The sequence below is a fragment of the Algoriphagus aquimarinus genome (assembly GCF_007997215.1).
Lineage (GTDB): Bacteria > Bacteroidota > Bacteroidia > Cytophagales > Cyclobacteriaceae > Algoriphagus > Algoriphagus aquimarinus_A.
Genome location: NZ_VORW01000001.1, coordinates 832,528 through 854,148 on the forward strand (window position 1 = coordinate 832,528; position 21,621 = coordinate 854,148).

Genomic DNA, 21,621 nt, shown 5'->3' on the forward strand with positions numbered 1-21,621 from the left:
ACAGAGGAACTGATCAAAAAGTTGGGAAGGTTATTTATTTAATGTAATCTAAGTGGACTGCTGACAATTGAAATCGCAATTTGATAGCCGTATGTTGCCACCAACATTGAGCATTGAAATTGACGTTTAGTACATTTTAAGGGTAATAAAATGCATATTTGATACAACTTTGTATTTAAAATAATTCACTACATTTTGTACTTTACTAAGATACATCTGTTAAATTGTAGTATCATTTTTATTAAATCTGCCAACTACCTTGTTTTCAAATTCACCATACTTTTTGAATGTCTGATCTTCGATTTAATATACTGGACAAGGTCCGAGAGAATTCCAGATACATCGTCTATAAAGCGCATCGTGTCTTGGATTCTAAACCTGTAACAATTCAGACCTTCCGTTCTGCCTATCCTACTTTTCGTGATTTGAATCACATGAAGCAGGAATTTTCCATTCTTTCTAAGCTTTCGCACCCCAATATTGTACAGCCGATTGGCTTGGAGCATTTGGAGAATCTACCGATTCTGGTGAATGAAGATGTCACAGGAGAAACTCTTGCTGAATATTTGAAAAAAGGAAGGTTGGACTTGATCGAATTCCTGAAAATATCAATGGGTATCACCAAAGCTGTACTTTACCTTCACAGCAAGAATATTATCCACAAAAATATTAATCCCACCAATATCATAGTCGATAGTAATGGAGAAATAAAAGTTTGGGGTTTTGATTTTGCCATCGAGCGGGGTCGGGATTTGAATTATTCCAATGTCAGTGAGGCTCTTGAACTTGGACTTCACTATATCTCTCCGGAGCAAACTGGTCGGATGAACCGACCAATAGATCATCGTACGGACCTATACTCTATTGGAGCGGTATTGTATGAAATGATCACTGAACGCCCTCTTTTTAAACTTACTGATCCTGTAGAGCTGATGCACGCTCACTTGGCACTTTTACCTGAATCGCCTCGCAAATTCCGTGATGATATTCCTGAGGTGATGGAAAAGTTGATTCTAAAGCTTTTGAAGAAGAATACGGAGGAAAGATACCAGGGATGTTCAGGATTATTAAATGATTTGCAACAGTGTTTGGATCGCCTGTTGGATATCAACGAGGTCTCTGATTTCAAACTTGGTACTCAGGATCATTTGGATCAGTTCCAGATCTCTTCAAAAATCTATGGCAGAGATGATGATTTGGCTCAAATGCATGAAATTTTCAAGCGGGCAAAAAATCAAAAAGCTGAATTAGCGCTTGTGAGCGGGTATTCAGGCGTAGGAAAATCAAGTTTTGTACGTGAGTTTCAAAAATATATAGACCTGGAAGGAGGATTTTTCATCTCCGGTAAGTTTGAACAATACAAGAAGAACCCTCCTTTGAGTTCACTTTTACTGGCGTTAAATGATCTGATTGATCAGATTTTGATTCGTGGTGAAGAGCAACGAACCTACTGGAAAGACAACGTATTGAAAGCAGTGGGGAATTCAGGCCAGCTGCTCATCGATATCATGCCTGATTTGGAGCTTTTGATAGGGCCTCAGCCTGAAGTTCCAAGCTTACCTATGACAGAATCTAAAAATAGGTTTAATCAGGTTTTTAATAGTTTCATCCGCTCATTTGCCAGTCAGGATCATCCGATGTGCATATTTTTGGATGATTTGCAATGGCTGGATACTACCACCAGACGATGGCTGGAAACGACACTTCAAGATCAAAGCCTGAAGCACCTGCTGATTATATGCGCCTATCGCGAAAATGAGGTTTCTCCATCTCATCCCTTGATGTTGATGTTGGATAGGTTAAAGTCTCATGATGTGATTTCTAGTCTGATAGATCTAAAGCCTCTGGATCAGAATTCGGTGGCCGAAATAGTATCAGATTCCTTATCAATTTCTGTAGAAAAAAGTGCTGAACTGGCACAAATTATCTTCAGAAAAACGCTCGGGAACCCATTTTTTATCCGACAGTGCCTACTCACACTTTATGAAAGTGGGGCAATAAACTTATCTCAAAATACTCAACACTGGACCTATAGTGCAGAAAAAGCATATCGTGTAAAAATCAGCGATAACGTCATAGACTTGATGGCTGAGTTGTTTTTCAGACTTCCGGCTGAGGTTCAGGTGACTCTAAAATACGCGTCTTGTATAGGCAATACGTTCTCTATAGAGATACTAAGCGGATTGATCGAAATTAGCGAAGAAGAGCTAGATATGCAGCTAAAGCTCGCTGAGAAGCTGTGCATTATAGAAAATATCAAAACTAAGGAGCGATCCGGTGACGATGATTATGGATTTCAGCATGACAAAATCCAACAGGCCGCACTTGGGATGCTTCCAGATCAAGAGAAAAAAGAGGTTCGTTATGCTATCGCTAAGAGTATCACGGCTAAGCTTGGAAACATAGAGCAATCAGATCACATTTATACGGTCACAGATCATTTTAATTTTGCGCAAAGTCTCATCACTGATGAAGCAATCCTGAAAAAGGTTGTTTCGATGAATATTGCTGCTAGTGTCCGTGCGAAATATGCAAACGCCTATGAATCTGGGTTGATTTATATTAGAACCGCTATGGAACTGGTAGAGGAAAAGAACCTCACAGTACCAAAGAAAATGCTTCGTGATCTGAATTTGCAACGAGCAGAATCAGAACATCTGGTTGGAAATAATGAAGTAGTCGAGGAGTTTTTTGATAAAGCGTTAAGCTATACCGATGACGTAATTGATAAAGCAAAAGTCACCATTCGAAAAATCCAGTTCTTTAATAACATTAGAAATTTCGAAGCTGCTTACAAAGCTTGTAGAGAAGTTACGGCTGAATTGGGAGTAAAAATCCCATCAAGTTTTTCTCCACCGAGTTTGGCGATTGAGTTTGTAAAATATAAAAGCCTGATGGGCAATCGTGATGTGGATGATCTGATCAACCTGCCGGAAATGCAGGATGAGAAGCTTAAAACAGCGATTTTATTGATGGCGGCGGCAGGGCAATCTGCTTTTCAGATTCGTCCTGAACTTTGCGTGCTGGTATGCGCGATCATGGTAAATCTATGTTTAAAACATGGGAATGCAGATGGGGGATTTATTGGGTTTCTAGGCTTTGGGCCTGTTTTCCACAGTGGGATTCTAGGTTTTAGAACGACTGGGTATAAAATCGGACAGCTGACCTTGGCACTGGTAGAAAAGTACCAAAATTACGGGGCGAGGGCTGAAGCTAATTTTGTGACTGGCTATTTTGCGATTCCTTGGCGAAAGCCGGCGTTGGAAATGGAGACCTATTGGCAAAATGCTTACGAATTTGGATTGGAAGTAGGGGACCTCTTTCATGCGAGTTGTGCGAGTTGCGCTATGATTCAAAGTCACTTTATGCGTGGCGTCCAATTTGATTCAATTTTGGATTCAAGCGCAGCCTATTTAGATTTTCTTAATAGAATTCAGCTAGATGAGGCTGTTCTTACAATAGCGGCTGTAAATCAAGCGATTAAAAATCTCAAAGGGCAAACGGTAAGTAGCCTTTCTTTCTCAGATCAGAATTTTAATGAAGAACAGTATATCCAGCAGCTAGGAGGGTTTAACTCCAGGCATTTTGCACACTTTTACTACATCAATAAGATGCAATCGCTCTATCTCTGGGAGGAGTATGAAGCAGCATACAAGGTGTCTTTGGTCTCCGATCAATATTTAAAGGATTCGCCTGGAATGCTCCACACAGCAGAGCATTATTTCTACAAAGGATTAATTCTGGCAGCACTTATTCCTTCTGCGCGTACAACCGATAGGCTGAAATGGAAGCGGAGTTTGAGTAAGATTGTGGATAAGTTTAAGAAGTATTCTCATCACAGTCCAAGTAATTTTGAACATAAATTCGAACTGCTGGCAGGAGAACTAGAAAAGGTGAATGGTTCAGTAGATGGTGCTCAAAGGCATTATTATCTAGCTTTGGATGCTGCAGAAAATCATGAGTATCTCCAGATTCAGGCTTTAGCTAATCGGAAGTTATTTGAACTCCATCTGGACGGAGATAAGAAAAAAATCGCAGCGATTCATTTAAGCGATGCTGAGTATACATATGAATTACTTGGAGCGAAAGGAATAGCCGATTTGATGGCTTCCAAGCGAAGTTCTAGCAATTTTTCTCAGAAAGAATTCAGGTTTGGTCAGCGAGCTGATGATAAGAGTACTACACAGAAGTTTTCTAATCAGGATTTGGATCTAAAGTCAGTAATGAAATCATCTGAGGCCATTTCTAAGGAAATCCGACTGAAAGATCTATTGACAATTTTGATGAGAATAATCATCGAGAATGCAGGCGCCCAGCGCATGGTATTGCTACTGAAAAATGAGGAAGGCTTCACCGTGCAATCAGAATCATGTACCAAATATCCAGATCCGAAGCTCTTTGAAAACCTTCCCTTAAAAGGCTTTGATTCCATAGCCAAGGAAGTGGTGTATTACGTCGCCAAAAACAATGAAAGCGTGATTTTGGACAATGCTACTCAGGATTCTCGCTTTGCAAAAGATACTTATATACAGCACGATAAGCTGAAGTCGATCTTGTGTATTCCGCTGATTAAGCAAAATGAAGTCACAGGAATCATCTATCTGGAAAATAACCTCATAGAAGGAGCATTCACTGCTGAGCGATTGAATCTCATCAATATACTTTCCAGTCAAATGGCGATTTCTCTTGAGAATGCGCTTCTGTATCAAAATATGGAGGATAAGATTCATTTGCGAACTAAGCAGCTAAATGTGGAGAAGGAAAAAGCGGATCATTTGCTATTGAATATTTTGCCTCCTGAGATAGCCTATGAGCTTAAAAACCATGGGACTTCCAAAGCCCGACATTTCAATAATGTCAGTGTGATGTTTACCGATATTGTGAATTTCTCGGGACTTTGCGAGAAGCTTTCTGCTGAGGAACTGGTAGCAGAATTGAACTACTTCTATTGTGAGTTTGACAGGATTGTGGATAAGTACGGTGTGGAAAAGATCAAGACTGTAGGAGATAGTTACATGTGTGCAGGGGGATTGAATCTGCAGAAGGAATTTGATGCAGCAAATATCATTTTGGCGGCTTTTGAGATCAATGATTTTATTCAAGCTCATCAGAGCTCAAAAATCTCAGAGGGAAAGCCTGCGATAGGTATGCGGATAGGAATTCACACAGGTCCTGTGATAGCTGGAATAGTAGGTTTGAATAAATTCGCTTATGATATCTGGGGTGACACGGTGAATATTGCCTCAAGAATGGAAACAGCCGGCGAGGAAGGAAAAGTCAATATCAGCGGTTATACCTATGAGTTGATTAAGGATAAATTTATCTGTACTCCGCGCGGAAAAATTGAAGTGAAGAATAAGGGACTTGTGGAGATGTATTTTGTAGAGAATAAAATTTGACCCATACTTTTTTGAATGACTGGGTCAGTTGATTTATAAAATTTTAATATTCATTTTAAGCCCAATAGTATGAGTTACTTATCCTATCCTAGGATCAATTTTTACGGTAGATTTTTTACAGATCCATCCACCGTCAATAATGATCCCACCCATTATGAAGTGGATAATACAGTCCCTTCACCTTGGCAAAACCCGAATGGGTTGCATCGCTTTCAGCTACAGGAATGCTCTGTAGTCTCCACTATTGGATCAAGTGGTGAAGTATCAGATCCACTTGTAAATCTTCCATTCATTACAACAGACCAACCTTCTTCGGCGAAAATTGCAGACATCGATGTCTATCAGCAAGGTGTTCCGACTATTTTTGGTATGCAGGTCAGCATCCCTATTGCGGATGGTGTGAGTCTTACAGGTTTGGTAGATTCAGCAGTTTTGAATCAGCTATGGTGGGTGGCAGTTTTGGCGACGCGCAGCTGGCAGGACTCAGATTATATGATGGATAGCTTTGGTGGAGATATGAATGCCTGTGGGGTTTACCAATCAGTCATTCGAGTGCCACAAGCTACTTGGCCAGCTGATTCTGTTTCACCAGTTCTTGCTTTGCTGAAAAGCCAGACGACTTTAGAAGATGGAAATTACCTGATCTCCATGCGGTTTGTAGTCGATGGCTATCGCAATGTACCTGAAGATGTAAATTTCCAAACGGGAAGAATCACCGGATCTTTGGGGCCAGTGATTGGCTCAGAACCTCGCTATAATCCTGGGGCTAGAATGTTGGCTGGCAGAACTCAGGACAAAAGTGATCCTTGGAACTGGCCGATGTTTAATACCTGTCCCTTTGTCATCGATCAAAACCGTAAGCTTCTTATCCTCGACCTAGCGAATGGCATTTGTCGACAAAATGCCGGTGGTGCCCCTGTTGATCTGGGGAATTTGACTGCTTATATTACGCTGGCGGATAATTCCAAGGTGTCACTAGGCAATGTTGATTATTCTGAGTTTTGCTACAATCTCTATTCTCAAATTGTTGAGATGCCTTTGACGGATGCACAGTTGACTCAGGCACTTTCTGGTTCACTTAGCTTAGAGATGTCTAGAACGGATATAGGCCCACAAGTGATTTTCCAAGAGAATATTTTACAGACAAATATAGAAGTGGAGGTTCGGCCAATCCGTATGTCTGGTTTCCCTGGGACTACCTCTTCGACGAGTGTATATGTTAGCAGGCTTCAGGAACCATTAGTGGGGAAACAGCTGCAAGTCGACGTGGTGAGTGTGCATGGAAATACTCCTGGAGCGACAGTTCCACCTAGTAATCCAGGAAATACTCCACAAGCAGATGGAGCAATTGAAGCTGCTATTTCACCGACTGACGCGAATGGATTTGCAACAGTGACGATCAATGTGCTCTCTGATCCAGGTTCTCGGACTCCACAGTTAGATGGGCAATTGTATTTCATCAATATCACAGATCCTGATCAGTTGGTATCTGAGCCTATTTCCCAAAGCGCAATGATTTCCTGTCTGGTTTGGTCGGCATATTCTATAAACGAAAATCCTACTTGGCCAGAGATCCAGGAGATATTCGCTGGTTATGTGAAGCTGTTTCCGGGAATGACAGAGAAGATCAACCTGATCGATTATAATTCCTTTCAGACTTTTGCGCTAAACCCTCCATTCGGCTTGTATCAGGCTCCTCCTGGTCCACTTGGGATTGATGCAGGTGCGATTCCTTTTTTCATGAGTAGAGAGGTCACTGACCCTAGGTATATGCCTGTGACGAGAGATATGTCTCCAGAGCGAACCATGACGGTTTTATATTATGTAAAGAATATGCAAGACAACCCTATTACTCCTCCAACCTCATGAAAAGATCAAATCTAGTATTACTTATAGCTGTAGGTATTAGCGCAATTACTTTTTCTAGCTGTGCTACTTCTGAGAAAACTGAGGATAAAGCCAATTCAGATGTCTTAATGTCGAAAGCAGCCTTGGATTCAAATGAAGTAGCGAATGCTTTACCTTTTACCATTGAATTTGTGGAGCAAAACTATGGAGCGAAAGCTGCTTTACCGAGTTTGCAATCTTACGCGAGTGCAATGAATCAGGCAGGAGAACTATTCATTGCCGGGGGAAGAAGACAGGGACTACATACCTTTAATCCTGCGCCGGCTACTAATTTCGAGAAGGACAGTGCGAATAACTTTCTGTTTATCCTCGATCCTGTGGCGGGAGATCAGTGGTCTTTTGATGTGAATCAGTTGGGAGACGAGCTTTCAGCTCCACTTCAGGCTACCAATCTTCAGTCCTATCATGATGAGGCTTCGGACTATATGTATATCGTGGGTGGCTATGGTTGGAAAGCCGATGGATCAAACATGGTGACATTTGGGACAGTGATTCGATTTAAGCTCGAAGATGTATCTGCGGCAATCAAATCAGGTGCCTCGGCAAGTAGTATTAAGTCTATGATGCAGATCGGAAAAGACGATAGGCTTGCTATTACAGGAGGTGAATTGTTTATGCTGAATGGCAGCTTCTACTTGGTTTTTGGACAAAAGTTTGACGGTCAATACCGAGCATTTGGTGGGACAGATTTCACCCAGGAGTATTCCAATCAATTCAGAGTTTTTAGGCTGGACCCTCAAACGTTAAAAGTTACCGCATACGGAGCTACTCCAAATTCAGGCGCAGATCAACCTTTTCACCGTAGAGATGGAAATATCCTAGAAAGCATAGATCCAGCTACTGGCATGGAGAATATTACAGCTTTGGGTGGTGTGTTCCGGCCAGGGATTATTGGCGGCTATGATTATCCGATTTACATTTCTAGTCCATCTGGCGTGGCAATGGATTCAACTGTTCATCAGAGATTCAGCCAGTATGAGTGTCCTGTGATTACAGTTTATAATGAAACTGCACAGGATACTTCCGTATATCACACCATGTTTGGGGGAATAAGCATGTACTATTATTCCCAGACTCCTGATCAGCGAGCTGCCTTTGACACGGTAACTGCCCAAGGCAGAAATGACGGTTTGCCATTTATCGCGGATATCAGCACCTTCCAGAAATCCAGCTCTGGCACCTATCAGGAATTTATTCAGTCAAACCCAATTCCTGGAAATAGACTGCTGGGGTCAAGCATTAGTTTTATAGGAAACAGAAGTCTTGAAGCCGCCCTAATGGCTTTTGATAATGGAGTGATAAGACTGAGTAACGTACCTACCGGAGAGAAGATTTTGGCTGGCTATATTTATGGCGGTATCGAGGCTCAATATCCATTTCCAAGCATTCCAAATCAAGGGACCTGGGTTTCCAACACAGTTTTTGCTGTCTACGTGACCAACTCACCCTCGGGCGCTATTCCTGCTAGTTTTGGTAAAAAAGCCAGAAATGGCGCTCCGCTGACTAGATTACCTCACTAAATTGAAGCCTGCTTAGTCTTGAACTGAGCAGGCTTCTTTGTGTTTAAACCCTTCTTAATAGCACAAAAATTCGTTATTTCGAGCCATGGAATTACAATACCTGCTTGACGGGTTGGCTGAAGGCTTACAGAATATGACCTGGCTGGAGGCATTTGCAGTATTTTTTGGAATTGCCTCGGTGATGTATTCCTTGAAGGAGCACATCTGGGTGTACCCGACAGGGATTATTTCCACGCTGATCTATGTCTGGATTTGCCTTCAATACAAGTTGTACGCCGATATGGGAATCAATGCCTATTATTTCAGCATGTCGATTTATGGCTGGTATGTGTGGACTCATCCAAAAGAAGGAAAAGCTGAATTGCCTGTCACCTGGCTCAAACCAAGTGGATGGGCTATTTCGATTGGTATTTTTGCGGTTTCATACTTTATTCTATCGTATGTATTGGTCAATTTCACCGATAGCGATGTGCCTCACTGGGATTCGTTTACGACTGCTTCGGCGTTTGTAGGGATGTGGTTGATGGCAAAGAAGAAAGTGGAAAACTGGATATTTTGGATTCTTACTGACTTGGTTGCTGTACCACTCTATTTTTACAAGGGCTTAGTTTTGACATCATTTCAATACCTTTTCTTTACTATTTTGGCTATCATGGGCTTAATTACTTGGATCAAATCTGCACGAAAAAATGCCTAGTCTTAAACGAATTTTAATCTTGGGCCCTGAATCCACGGGGAAAAGCACGTTGGCAGAGGATCTGGCTTCCTATTTTGGAGAACCTTGGGTACCAGAATTTGCCCGTGAATATTTAGAGGATTTAGGTAGAGAATATCGCTATGAAGATATGCTGGTAATAGGCAAAGGCCAGGTTTCTCTAGAGGATGAAATGGCCGAGAAGGCGAAAAAATATCTGTTTTGTGACACTGATTTGAGAGTTATCCACATTTGGTCTGAGCATAGATTTGGAAAGACTGATCCTTGGGTAATGGATCAAATTAAATCAAGGAAATACGATTTGATCTTACTTACAGACACGGATTTGCCTTGGACTCCCGATCCTCAGCGTGAATATCCAGAGCTGAAAATGCGTAATTATTTCCTTGATTTATACACTAAATTGGCAGAGAAAAGTGGTTTTCCATTTATGGTTATTTCAGGGAATAGAAAGAGTCGAGAGTATACAGCAATCCAAGTGATCAACTCGATTGGCAAAGAAAGAGTATAAGCCTGTCAGATTTACAAATACGACTTACTTCACCATTTTCCCAATGAGAGCGTTGCCGCTTCTACTATTCTCATCATGTCTGGATGAGCATTATTGTTTAGGATAATAACTGTCTTGTTTTCTTCCAAAAATCGAACAATGATCGTACTGTAGCCGGGATTAGATCCAGTGTGCATGACCATTTTTCCGAAGGGGCTTTGGGGTTTGATCTCCCATCCAAAACCGTAATAGCTGCGGGTACCATCATTTAACTTGAAGGCAGTATAAGCCTCCTCCATAGTTTCTTTAGTGACGAGCTTCTCTGTGTAAAGCGCTTGATCCCATTTCAGCAAATCCTGGGCACTGCTACTTACCCTACCTGGTCCTTTTCTGTTGCCAAGCCATACCGTATAATCTGAGGAATGGAAGGTATTGGCATTGACATACTTGCCATTTTCATCCTTTTGGTGACCTGCAGCAAAGGTCTGAACCTGTGCTTTTTCCTCCAGAGATCTGATAGCAGTATTTTTCATTTTTAGCGGATCAAAAATCCAAGCTTTAGAAAGTGCTACAAAATCTTCACCCGTTACTTTCTCCACCACAGATGCCAGCATGACATAGCCTGTATTGCTGTACTCATATTTGTCACCTGGATCAAATGATTTCACAGGAGCATATTTCCGTAAGTATTCGAGAATGTCTTGGTTGCCTGCTACCTTACTTTTGTCCCAATGAGCATCCATGATCGCTTGATAATCCGGCAAGCCACTGGTATGTGTGAGCAGGTTGCGGATAGTAATATTGGGATAAGGGATTTCTATGTATTTGGAAAGCTTATCATCAAAATCCAGCAGACCTTTCTCCTTGCACATCATGATCATCATGGCAGTGAATTGCTTGGAAATCGAGGCTAATTCGAAGATGTCATCTTTATGAAGCAAACTTCGATTTTCGTATGCACGCATTCCCATCGCTTCCTCGAAATGAATTTTCCCATTTTCTGCAACGAGAATTACTCCTGAAAACTCTTCAGTTTTAGCTCTCTCAACTGCTTCTTTTAGGATTTTCTGTTGGGCAACTACATTAGTATTAAAGGAAACAAGCGCCAAAAGGAAGAATGCTAGGAGTCTGTTCATGACAAGGGGATTTATCAGGAAATTACAAAACCTTTTGCTATTGCACTAATTGGGGGAAAAAGGTGCTTTATGGAGATTCTGAGGCCTGAATTAATTCAAATGTTAAAAAGCTTTGCATTAACTTAAAATGCTTATCCAGTGTAAAAAGTGCTAGTTTTTCTTCAATTACTTGCTGCATTATTATTAAATCAGGAATTCCGACATTATTGATTCCACTACGGATATTTATGATTTGATATTCTCTGATCATCTCCCAGTCAATTCGAGTAGCGATTTTTTCAAGGGCATTAAGACTGTCCCAAATATCGGTTCTCTTTTGATGAATCAGCTTTGGCCCTAGCTCTGTTAAAATAAGGTCGTTTATGCAGACTAGATCGTTTTCAATTAGGTTATCTAAGTAGTCAATTTTTCCAAATTTGAAATATTGAATCCATACAGAGCTATCTACTAGAACTCTGTACTTGTTCATGATTCTCTATCTCTGAGTCTGTCAAGATCCAAATCTAAGTCGATTGTACCTTTCATCGTCAACAGACGTTTTCGCTTGATTAGTTTAATTTGTTCTTCTAACACTTCTCTCACAGCTTGATTTTTTGTAGCTGCTCCTGTTAGCTCCATTATTTCGTCTAATAATTCAGCTGGAATATCTAAAGTCGTCCTCATGGTTTTTGATGCTAGGTTGCGTGATTAATTGTGCAATATAGATAACGCATTGATTTAAAATAGGTTCAAGCAAAAAAAAGCCACGGAAAATGTCCCGTGGCTTTCAGTATAGTATAAGAGGTTAGTTTATTCTACGCCACCTTTTCTAGTAGGAGAGCGTACAGCTGGCCATTCTGTTGGCTCACCGTTTCTCCCAATTGGAATTCTTACTTCTTTAGAAACCATTCCTTCTTCTTCACTTGCCATGTATACCATGATAGCTGCCATGATCACGTTGTTTTGAACATCGTCAAAAACAATTTTGTCATAAGTATCTAAGTTCGTGTGCCAAGTATAGTTGTAGTATGACCAGCTCAATGAGCTCAAAGAGAACGCTGGAACGCCAGCTGCCACGAAGGAAGCGTAATCAGATCCACCGCCACCTGGATTGCCAGGGAAGGTAGTTTCAATATCTTTAGTGATGTTTGTTGGCACTTTTGACATCCAACGGCCTAGGTACTCATAGCTATCTACAAAGCCTTGACCTGATACATTAGCCACTCGGCCGGTACCGTTATCTTGGTTGAAAAGCGCTTGGATCTTAGGTATCATGTCAGCATGATCTTCCACGAAGGCTCTTGAACCATTCAATCCTTGCTCTTCAGAACCCCAGTGACCAACCAGGATTGTTCTTTTAGGGTTAGGATATACTTCTTTCAATACTCGCATTACTTCCATCATCATGATGGTACCTGTACCGTTGTCAGTTGCTCCAGTTCCGCCATCCCATGAGTCAAAGTGAGCAGAAAGCATCACGTACTCCTGAGGCTTCTCAGTTCCTTTGATTTCAGCAATGGTGTTGAAAGTAGGCACCATTCCGTTTTCTTTGGATTGAGCATTAAGGGTAATCATTGGCTTCTCGCCACCTTCAGCCAATCTGAAAAGTAGGCCGTAGTCCTCAAGAGAAAGATCTACAGTCGGTACTTTTTTAGTAGATGCAGAGAAAATTTTGTTCGCTCCGAATCCTTGAGACCAGTAAGAAGTGATAATACCAAGTGCTCCAGCATCTTCCAATGCAGTTGGCAATTCTCTACGACCTTTACCCGTTTTTTGAAGTCTTTCGTTCCATTCTCTAGAGGAAGCAGTACGATCTTCTTTCATTTTTGCGAAAGATTCCTCAGTTGCATATTCTTCCCAATTGTAATCTGGACGACCAGTCAACTGTGGAGCTGAGATCATTACGTATTTGCCTTTTACAGATGGAAGCCATGCCTTGAAAGCTGCTTCATCAGCCAATTCTGGAATCACAACTACTTCGCCTTGAGCTCCACCTTTTGGCGAAGATGGACTCCAAGCCAGTTGAGTACCTGCTAGAGATCTTGTCCAAGGAGCCACCATATCGATGTGAGTGATTCCTCTTTCCCAGCCTTTCCACTCGCCCCACTGCTCGTTGCGTGCTTCGATGCCCCAGCCTTTGTATTTAGCAACTGCCCAATCGTGTGCTTTCTGCATTTGAGGAGAACCTACCAGTCTTGGTCCGATTCCATCCATCAATTCATGCCCAATTTGCTTAAGCTGAGAGTTTTCAGTTTCCTCTTTGATGATCTTTTCAATCACCTCGTCTTGTGCTTGGACGTTACTGCCTAGAAGCAGCATCAAGCCCATGCCTATTAAATATCTCTTTTTCATGCGTTAATATTTGGTTTATTTTAGTTCTAAAAATATACTTTGAAAATCTCATTTCCGAGCCGTTGGTGGATTTGTAAGGGGGTTGAAGGAGTTATACTGCACAGTTAGCCTATTTCTGGCCTTCAAAATAATTATGGAAAAATAGCAGCTGGTATTGCACGGCATCTCTCCAGTAATCCCAAGAATGACCTCCAGGTCCTGTCATGAATGTATGTGGAATGTTGTTGTAAGCTAGTTTTTCATGCAGTTTCACATTTACATGGTAAAAGAAATCCTCTGTACCGCAGCTGATGATCAACTTCAGTTTATTTGCTATCAGGCGATTGCTTTGATACATCACTGAGTATTCCTCCCAGCGAGCAGGGTTTTCAGCTTTGGTACCTAGGTATTTTTTCATCTCCCAGTTTTCCGGAAAAGGATAAATGTCCACTCCACCACTTAGACTTCCTGCTGTACCATAGGTTTCCTGATGACGGAATGCGAGATATAGTGCACCATGTCCTCCCATACTCAGGCCAGTAATTGCTCTTCCTTCGCGGCTCTGAATCGTGCTGTATTTTTGGTCGATAAACTCTACCAATTCTTTTCCCACATAAGTCTCATACATGGAGCTCTCTACTTCTGGACTATCCCAGTACCAGCTTCCAAAATTCCCATCAGGCGTCACGATGATTAGATCATATTGATCTGCATAATTCTCCAGTTGTGGAACTTGATTTAGCCATGCTTTATAATCTCCCGAATAACCATGAAGTAAATACACCACTGGGTAGTCTTTGGATTCGCTATAATCTTTTGGTGTGATCACTACTGCCTTGATCTCCTTTTGCATAGCTGCGCTGAAAGTAGCAACTGTGTCGACGCTGGCAAGCACGCGAAGAGATAGCAGGGAGAAAAAAGTAAGTGCTAGTATGAAGTTGAGTTTGTATTTCATTTCGGAGTTTAAATAGAGTTAATGGGAAGATTTAATTTAGGCAAATAAGTTGATCAGATTTTTCTTAAAAAATTCTGCGCTTTCTTTTACGCTTTGAATGGGGTCATGCGCGAAATTACCGCCTTGCTCTATGTAGTAATATTCCATTCCTGACATAGCTGCATCAGGGAGGATTTTGGTGTAATCAATTGATCCATTTCCCATCTCGGTGTAGTCCCGGCTGATTTTATCCATGTCTTTGATGTGCCACATGACAAATCGGCCTGGCGCTTCCATGAAAAGCTCATGCGCTGTGCGTGGAGAGCTGTGCGCTACCCAGTACAGATCTATCTGAAGTTTGACTAATTCCGGATCGGTATTTTGCAGAATAATGTCATATCCCATTTCACCATTGTGATCAATAAATTCAAAATCGTGGTTGTGGTAGGCAAAGCCCAGTCCAGCTTTATTCACACGCTCACCGATCAAATTCAGCTTATCAGCTAGGATTTTAAACTTTTCTATGGAGCGGGATTCAGGGTCGAGCCATGGCCAAGTGATATACTTTTGTTCCAATGCATGAGCACCTTCTATGCTCTGATCCGTGTAGCGGATAAGCTCATCTGTTGTGCCGTTGAAATACTTGATAAAATCGTAATGACCACTTGTGCTTAGAAGGGAATTGTCCTCCAAGACCTTCTTGAAATCAGTTGCTGGCATGCCATAGAAACTTTGCGTAGCTCCATCATATCCGTAGGTTTCGGTATCCTGATAGCCAAAACCAGCGATAGCTTTTAGGGCTTTCTTTGGGTCCTCAGCCATAGGAGCTCTAATGGTAAAGAGCTGTAATCCCATTTTGTAGGACTTTGCTTTTGAAAAATTGAAACTGGAAAGGCCAAAGCTTGCGACTGATAGCGCAAGTCCTGATTGCTTGATAAAATTTCGGCGGTTAAGCATAGGTTCAGGTTTGAGGTAAGAATTCAGCCTTCAAGATAGGGAGTTTGCTTATTCTTTAACTAAAGATTGCACATTGCTGAGATTGGTAAAACTCCTTTTACTTCACTCTAGCAAGACAAGATTTTTCGTGTGTGCCATCACTTCCGATCGTTAGATCTTTCTATTGGGCAGTCCACTAACACTGGGAAGATTTTGTTGGTGGGGTATTTTAAAAGACCTAATATTTTTTTAACTAGTATAGACTTGCGTCTATTTCAGCATAGAGGATATATGCGCAGCATTTTTAAGCGCTATGGAAAAATTTTTTATCGAAATTCAAGTCATTGCACGGAAGATCCTGCTCAAAATACCCAAAAATGAGCAGGACATACAGTTTATTAGGTCAATGCCCTATGTCCGATGGAACAAATCCGACTTTCATTGGGAAGTACCACACTATCCTGGCAACCTCGAAAAAATCATTGCGTATTTCGGGGATCGAGTGCATTCCATTAAGAAATCAGAGGAAATTCCTGTCAACCTAAAAGGACATTCTACAATTCAAAAAGATCAAGTATTGATGATCAGAACTAATTCCGGTCGGATCAAACTGATTTTTGGTTACCTCACAGAGCTGATCAAGCACATCAAAACAATTCCATATCACCACTGGGATACTAAATAAGAAATAGACGCAATTGAGCCTATATTACGTTAGCAGTAATTTTAGAAGACCGTAATAAATTAAAATACGCAGAAATCATGAAAAACAACGAAGAACTTTTTCGAATATTTATTGAAGAAGGATTTAGCAAAGGAGATGTTACCGTCCTTGACACCTATTCTTCTCCTGACTTTATAGAACATCAATATGGTTTCCATCCTCCTGGAGCTCAAGGGGTAAAAAATGCCATTAATAGTTTGCACAACTCATTTCCCGATTTTAGTTTGACCATTGAGGACATTGTTGTTGATGGTGACAAAGTTTGGGGAAGGATGACTGGACGGGGCACGCATAAAAAACAATTTGGACCATTACCTCCGACAGGAAAAAAATTCGAGATTACGGTTATTGATATTATGCAGTTTAAAGATGGTAAACTTATCGCGCATTGGGGTGTCCCCGACCGTTTGGCTTTAATGGAACAACTCGGAATGAAGCCACCACCAAAATTTATAATGAAAATAATAAGCTTTCTTAAAAGATAATTAAAACAAAAAAATGACCACAAAAATTATTCGATTTTGCAACATAGTGATGGCAGCATTGGTAGCCGGAACAATCTTTGGAATATGGATTGGATATAATCCAAAGGATTTATCTTTCCCAACCTATATTGAAGAACAACAGCATACGATTTTAGCTTTAAATACTCTTATGCCTTTGCTGGGTTTGATTACAATTATATTGACAATAATTTCAGCATTTCTAAGGCGAAAAGAAAAAACGGCTTTTTCAGTTCTGTTAGTTGCAAGTGTTTTTTTGATCATAAGTGGTCTTACAACCAAATTTGGAAATCAACCAATTAATAGCATTGTAATGACTTGGGCTGTGAAAAGCCCACCAAATAATTGGATGGACCTAAGAAATCAGTGGTGGTTTTATCATGAAGTAAGAACATTGTCAGCATTTATTGGTCTTTGTCTTATTTCATGGACAAGTATGAAAAAGGACTAAAAACTACTGCTAACAAGAGGTTTACGATAGCGGCGGTTCCGTGCTTCGAAGACACTTTTGTGCATGGTGGAAGTTCGGTTCTCCGAATGAAGTTCATTGGTTAAAATCCCTGCCTGCGTATAGCTGAGAACCGTTGTGTGAAATTTTAATACAAACTCGTAAATCATTACAGACATGAAAAGAAATATATTTATCGCATCTCTTTTGACTTTAGCGACAACGCCATTATTCGCATTTTCACAAGTAATAAGAAAATATTCGAGACAAAAAAAGGGATTTAAAATATTAGCAGGTGAGGGGAGAATTCACGGGCACATCAAATTGAAAGGTGTAAACTCGAATATTCTTGATGTGAAAATTTCAGGAAGTGACACTGATGGCGACCTCGCAATTTTTGAGCAGACTTCTCTGTCGCAGGGCAAGGGAACACCTTTACACATTCACACTGCACAGGACGAAATATTTTACATTCTTGAAGGCGTATATAAGTTTCAAGTAGGTGACGACAAATATGATTTGAAAACGGGTGACAGTATATTTTTGCCTCGTCAAGTTGCTCATGCTTGGACACAAGTATCTGAAAAAGGAAAAATGACGGTAATAATGCAACCTGCAGGTAAACTGGAGAATTTTTTTGTTACAATGGCGGCGCTGGACCATGAGCCGAGTAAGGAAGAAATATCAAAAATTTTTGCAGATAATGATATGCAAGTTGTCGGACCACCTTTGAAGATTGATTGACAGATAAGAAAAACTTCACACAACAAAAGTATTTGAAATAGCAGGGCTGGACAATGAAACATCAGCTGTGTACAAGCATCAGCATTGGTTCGGGCTCGACGTTCAATTTTCAGCTTTAGTTCATAACTTCAACAACATATTTTCAAATGAGCATTTGTACCGGGCCGACGAGCAATGAATTCCCTGCCTTCGCAAATACTCGAACGTTAATCAACAGTTTTTCAAAAGCAATCCGTTGTGTATCGCCTAATCAAAGCTTAATGACCTAGTGGTCTATGAGCATAAGATCAAGGTGACAAAAACCTCCTTTACCCTCAACTTTTTAAACTCTACGGTCAGATCCTTCAGCGACTATACTTTTTCGATTAAATTGAGACTAGAAAATCTCAAAACGTGAATAGTATCCTTATCCTTACGCTACTAAGCATTGGCTGTACTTCCGTCTCATCTTCTGATAGAGGCAGTGATTTCACCCCGCCTATTAGCGACACTCTCAACTATACAAATCCTGTTTTTGAACCTTTATTGGCAGATCCTTCAGTGGTTCAAGTTGGTGATGAATTCTATGCCTATGGCACGGAGGACAACTGGGGAGACGAAGGTGGCTACCATTTGGTACCTGTGATCAAATCTAAAGATCTGGTCAACTGGGAAATGGTGGGCAACTCAATGGCCAAAAAGCCTGATTGGAAAGAGCGAGGTGGCATTTGGGCTCCGGACGTTACTCAGGTAGGAGAGCAATTCTACATGTACTATTCCTTTTCCACTTGGGGAGATCCTAATCCGGGAATCGGTTTGGCAATTGCAGATAAGCCTGAAGGGCCATTTGTAGACCAAGGGAAAGTATTTGACTCTGAAGAAATCGGCGTAGCCAATTCTATAGATCCGTTTTTTATGGAAAATGACGGGAAGAAATACCTGATATGGGGAAGTTTCCATGGCTTGTATCTTAACGAATTGACTGCTGATGGAAAGAAGCCGATTGGAGGCAAAATCCAAATTGCGGGGAATCACCTAGAGGCTGCTTATGTCTATCAAAAAGATGGGTATTATTACCTTTTTGGCTCAGCTGGTACTTGTTGCGAAGGAGCCAATAGCACGTATAAAGTTTTGGTTGGTAGATCTAAGTATTTAGCGGGGCCTTATTTAGATCAGGAGGGTACTAGTTTGTTGGATCCCGATTCAGGGACTTTAGTCGTTGGAGCAAACAAAAGCGAGAATGGCTATGCCGGCCCAGGTCATAATGCTGAAATCATAACTGATAAGGCCGGTCAAGATTGGCTCCTCTATCATGGCATGGCCAAGAAAAGGCCTAAACTTGCCAATGGTACAAATCGCAGAGTTCTGCTTTTGGATAAGATAACCTGGATAAATGACTGGCCTAGTATTGCCGAAAGAGAGCCTAGTTTTAACTCTCAGTCATCTCCTGTTTTGGAATAGCTTTATACAAAGATCTGAAAAAGAAGCAAGTGAATATTTGGGCGAAGGTTGGAGGCATTGGCGTATTGCCTCAGATAATCTGGGTCATTATAGAATTTCATTATTACCTTGGCATTTAAAGTCAATGTTTATTTCAATTACAATAACCCCAAACCTATTATGAAAAAGACCTACACTAGAAATACTACTAAGATAAAGCCTAGTTTGAAACAAGGAGTTTCCCTTTCAGGGTCGTTCATTGTCCCAAAACCTGCTAGTAATGTTAAAAAACCGCTTTAAATCAATTCTAGCACTAGTTATTTGTGCAGGGCTGATTTCTTGTACTACTGGAAATGATTCCAATAATTCGGTCACACTAGTTGACCGAATTCCTACGGAAAATACAAATCAATTTTATGTCAGCAATCGGGCGCCTTTGGCGCCCAGTGCGCTGATCAAACTTCCTGTTGGCTCGGTGAAGCCTGAAGGATTTCTCAAAGAATATCTTATTCGTCAGAAAAATGGATTAACCGGAAATCTAGGGGAAATCTCTGCCTGGCTTCAAAAAGAAAATAACGCCTGGCTATCTAAGGATGGAACTGGAGAATGGGGCTGGGAAGAAGTGCCTTACTGGCTGAAAGGCTATGCCAACATAGGCTACATCATGAATGATCAGCCCATGATCGAAGAATCCATGATCTGGCTGGAAGCTGTGCTGACTAGTCAGCGAGAAAATGGAGACTTTGGTCCTAAGCTCATGGATGGGGATCATCCAGATTTTTGGGCAAAGATGATCATGCTTTATTGTTTGCAGTCTTATTATGAGTATTCACAGGATGAGCGTGTCATAGCTCTGATGACCAACTATTTCAAGTATGAGTTGACGGTTCCTGATGAAGAATTTTTAGAAGGATACTGGCAGCGACTTCGTGGAGGAGACAATCTTCACAGCGTTTTATGGCTTTATAACCGTACTGGAGACAAATTTTTGCTAGAGTTGGCAGAGAAAATCCATCAAAACACCTCAGATTGGGCAGGGAGAGATTTGCCGATTGAGCAGGTGAGAAATCACTACGAAGTACGTGATGGAGGAGAAGTCCCGGATTGGTATCGTGATCAGGTGGATTGGCACAATGTGAACCATGCTCAGGCTTTTCGTGAGCCAGCTCAGTATTACTTACTGACCAAAAACGAGAAAGACCTTCAGGCGACTTATGAAAATTTTAAAATCATCCGTGAACATTTCGGTCAGGTTCCTGGCGGGATGTTTGGTTCGGATGAGAATGCACGTCCTGGTTATGCGGACCCGCGGCAAGGTGTAGAAACTTGTGGAATGGTGGAGCAGATGAACTCAGATGAGCATTTGCTGAGAATCACAGGCGATCCATTCTGGGCAGATCATGCCGAGGAAGTGGCTTTCAACACCTATCCTGCGGCTGTAATGCCGGATTTCAAATCACTGCATTACATCACTTCACCGAATATGGCTTTGCTGGATGCGGAAAATCACTCACCAGGAATCGCCAATAGCGGCCCTTTCCTGATGATGAATCCTTTCAGCTCAAGATGTTGTCAACATAATCACTCGCAGGGATGGCCCTATTTCATAGAAAATCTGTGGATGGCAACTCCTGACAATGGCGTCGTGGCGGCGATGTATGGAGCAAGCAAAGTGACTGTGAAAGTCGGTGATGGTACTGAAGTGAACATCGAAGAAACCACACATTATCCATTTGAAGAGGAAATCAAGTTTGCTGTGACCACAGAAAAAACAGTTGAATTCCCACTTTACTTACGCATTCCAGCTTGGGCGAAAGGAGCTTCAATCACGGTAAATGGTGAGGTCATGAAAGACAATATATCTGGAATTGGCTATGCGAAGATCAGCAGAATCTGGGCAAATGGAGATCAGGTAGCACTGAAGCTTCCTATGGAAATCCAGACCAAAATTTGGGAGAAAAACAGCAATAGCCTGAGTGTAAGCCGAGGTCCTTTGACTTATTCTTTAAAGATTAGAGAGAAGTATTTCAAAAAAGACAGCGACCAAACAGCCATTTGGGATTCTAAATGGCAAAAAGGAGCAGACACTAAGAAGTGGCCTTCTTGGGAGATTCACCCGGTGACGGATTGGAACTACAGTTTGGTTGTGGATGAAAATGATCCCGCATCTTCATTTGAAGTGATGGAAGGTCATTGGCCGAAATCTGACTTTCCATTCTCACTGGAGGAAGTTCCGATTAAAATAGTGGCCAAAGCCCGACAGATTCCAGAATGGCAATTGGATCAATACGGGTTGGTGGGAGAATTGAAAGATCTTCCAAAGACTTCCGATCAGCCTGTCGTGGATGTGACCCTGGTGCCTATGGGTGCTGCGAGATTGAGAATCACAGCATTTCCAGAGCTTTTGAATAGCAATAACTAATAAACCTATACTT

The 21,621-nt window shown here is 41.3% G+C and carries 17 protein-coding genes; 11 read left to right on the forward strand and 6 right to left on the reverse strand.

Annotated elements, in window-relative coordinates:
* Positions 1-287: 287 nt before the first annotated feature.
* The 5 genes from ESV85_RS03855 to ESV85_RS03875 all read left to right on the forward strand — a co-directional run bounded on the left by ESV85_RS03855 (position 288) and on the right by ESV85_RS03875 (position 10,053).
* Positions 288-5,399 (forward strand): adenylate/guanylate cyclase domain-containing protein, encoded by a 5,112-nt coding sequence (locus ESV85_RS03855; protein ID WP_146914909.1) that lies wholly within the window; start codon positions 288-290, stop codon positions 5,397-5,399.
* A 69-nt stretch (positions 5,400-5,468) separates the two neighbouring features.
* The gene (locus tag ESV85_RS03860) at positions 5,469-7,268 is read left to right on the forward strand and encodes a hypothetical protein (protein WP_146914910.1); all 1,800 of its coding nucleotides are present in this window, start codon (positions 5,469-5,471) and stop codon (positions 7,266-7,268) included.
* On the forward strand, positions 7,265-8,827 hold the full coding sequence (locus ESV85_RS03865) for a hypothetical protein (protein ID WP_146914911.1): 1,563 nt from the start codon (positions 7,265-7,267) through the stop codon (positions 8,825-8,827). Before ESV85_RS03860 ends, ESV85_RS03865 begins: the two co-directional genes overlap by 4 nt.
* 85 nt (positions 8,828-8,912) lie before the next feature.
* Positions 8,913-9,524, forward strand: coding sequence for a nicotinamide riboside transporter PnuC (pnuC, locus tag ESV85_RS03870; protein ID WP_146914912.1), 612 nt, complete (start codon positions 8,913-8,915; stop codon positions 9,522-9,524).
* Complete coding sequence (locus tag ESV85_RS03875; protein ID WP_146914913.1) at positions 9,517-10,053, forward strand: AAA family ATPase; 537 nt, start codon at positions 9,517-9,519, stop codon at positions 10,051-10,053. The genes pnuC and ESV85_RS03875 overlap by 8 nt, the downstream gene beginning before the upstream one ends.
* 29 nt (positions 10,054-10,082) lie before the next feature.
* On the opposite strand, the gene ESV85_RS03880 is transcribed toward ESV85_RS03875, so the two are convergent.
* The 6 genes from ESV85_RS03880 to ESV85_RS03905 all read right to left on the reverse strand — a co-directional run bounded on the left by ESV85_RS03880 (position 10,083) and on the right by ESV85_RS03905 (position 15,369).
* Positions 10,083-11,168: a serine hydrolase domain-containing protein gene (locus ESV85_RS03880; protein ID WP_146914914.1), complete on the reverse strand. Its 1,086-nt coding sequence runs from the start codon at positions 11,166-11,168 to the stop codon at positions 10,083-10,085.
* A gap of 67 nt (positions 11,169-11,235) precedes the next feature.
* Positions 11,236-11,637, reverse strand: a complete 402-nt coding sequence (locus ESV85_RS03885; protein ID WP_146914915.1) for a PIN domain-containing protein — start codon at positions 11,635-11,637, stop codon at positions 11,236-11,238.
* Positions 11,634-11,831 carry a type II toxin-antitoxin system VapB family antitoxin gene (locus tag ESV85_RS03890; RefSeq protein ID WP_146914916.1) on the reverse strand — a complete coding sequence of 66 codons (198 nt, stop codon included), beginning with the start codon at positions 11,829-11,831 and terminating at the stop codon, positions 11,634-11,636. The genes ESV85_RS03885 and ESV85_RS03890 overlap by 4 nt, the downstream gene beginning before the upstream one ends.
* A 126-nt stretch (positions 11,832-11,957) precedes the next feature.
* Positions 11,958-13,499, reverse strand: coding sequence for a M20/M25/M40 family metallo-hydrolase (locus ESV85_RS03895; RefSeq protein WP_146914917.1), 1,542 nt, complete (start codon positions 13,497-13,499; stop codon positions 11,958-11,960).
* Positions 13,500-13,608: 109 nt separating this feature from the next.
* Positions 13,609-14,433, reverse strand: a complete 825-nt coding sequence (locus tag ESV85_RS03900) for an alpha/beta hydrolase (RefSeq protein ID WP_223275893.1) — start codon at positions 14,431-14,433, stop codon at positions 13,609-13,611.
* A 36-nt stretch (positions 14,434-14,469) separates the two neighbouring features.
* Entirely contained in the window at positions 14,470-15,369 is a 900-nt protein-coding gene (locus tag ESV85_RS03905) for a sugar phosphate isomerase/epimerase family protein (RefSeq protein WP_223275894.1), read from the reverse strand.
* Positions 15,370-15,661: 292 nt separating this feature from the next.
* Between ESV85_RS03905 and ESV85_RS03910 the strand changes: the two genes are divergently transcribed.
* The 6 genes from ESV85_RS03910 (at position 15,662) to ESV85_RS03935 (ending at position 21,608) form a co-directional block, all read left to right on the forward strand.
* Positions 15,662-16,033, forward strand: a complete 372-nt coding sequence (locus ESV85_RS03910; protein WP_146914918.1) for a hypothetical protein — start codon at positions 15,662-15,664, stop codon at positions 16,031-16,033.
* 77 nt (positions 16,034-16,110) lie between these two features.
* Positions 16,111-16,557 (forward strand): ester cyclase, encoded by a 447-nt coding sequence (locus tag ESV85_RS03915; protein WP_146914919.1) that lies wholly within the window; start codon positions 16,111-16,113, stop codon positions 16,555-16,557.
* A gap of 13 nt (positions 16,558-16,570) precedes the next feature.
* Positions 16,571-17,026 carry a DUF1772 domain-containing protein gene (locus tag ESV85_RS03920; RefSeq protein ID WP_146914920.1) on the forward strand — a complete coding sequence of 152 codons (456 nt, stop codon included), beginning with the start codon at positions 16,571-16,573 and terminating at the stop codon, positions 17,024-17,026.
* A gap of 174 nt (positions 17,027-17,200) precedes the next feature.
* On the forward strand, positions 17,201-17,767 hold the full coding sequence (locus tag ESV85_RS03925; RefSeq protein ID WP_146914921.1) for a cupin domain-containing protein: 567 nt from the start codon (positions 17,201-17,203) through the stop codon (positions 17,765-17,767).
* A 393-nt stretch (positions 17,768-18,160) separates the two neighbouring features.
* A complete protein-coding gene (locus ESV85_RS03930; protein WP_191321896.1) occupies positions 18,161-19,207 on the forward strand; it encodes a family 43 glycosylhydrolase in 1,047 nt (348 codons plus the stop codon).
* A gap of 259 nt (positions 19,208-19,466) precedes the next feature.
* Positions 19,467-21,608 carry a beta-L-arabinofuranosidase domain-containing protein gene (locus ESV85_RS03935; protein ID WP_191321897.1) on the forward strand — a complete coding sequence of 714 codons (2,142 nt, stop codon included), beginning with the start codon at positions 19,467-19,469 and terminating at the stop codon, positions 21,606-21,608.
* Positions 21,609-21,621: the final 13 nt, after the last annotated feature.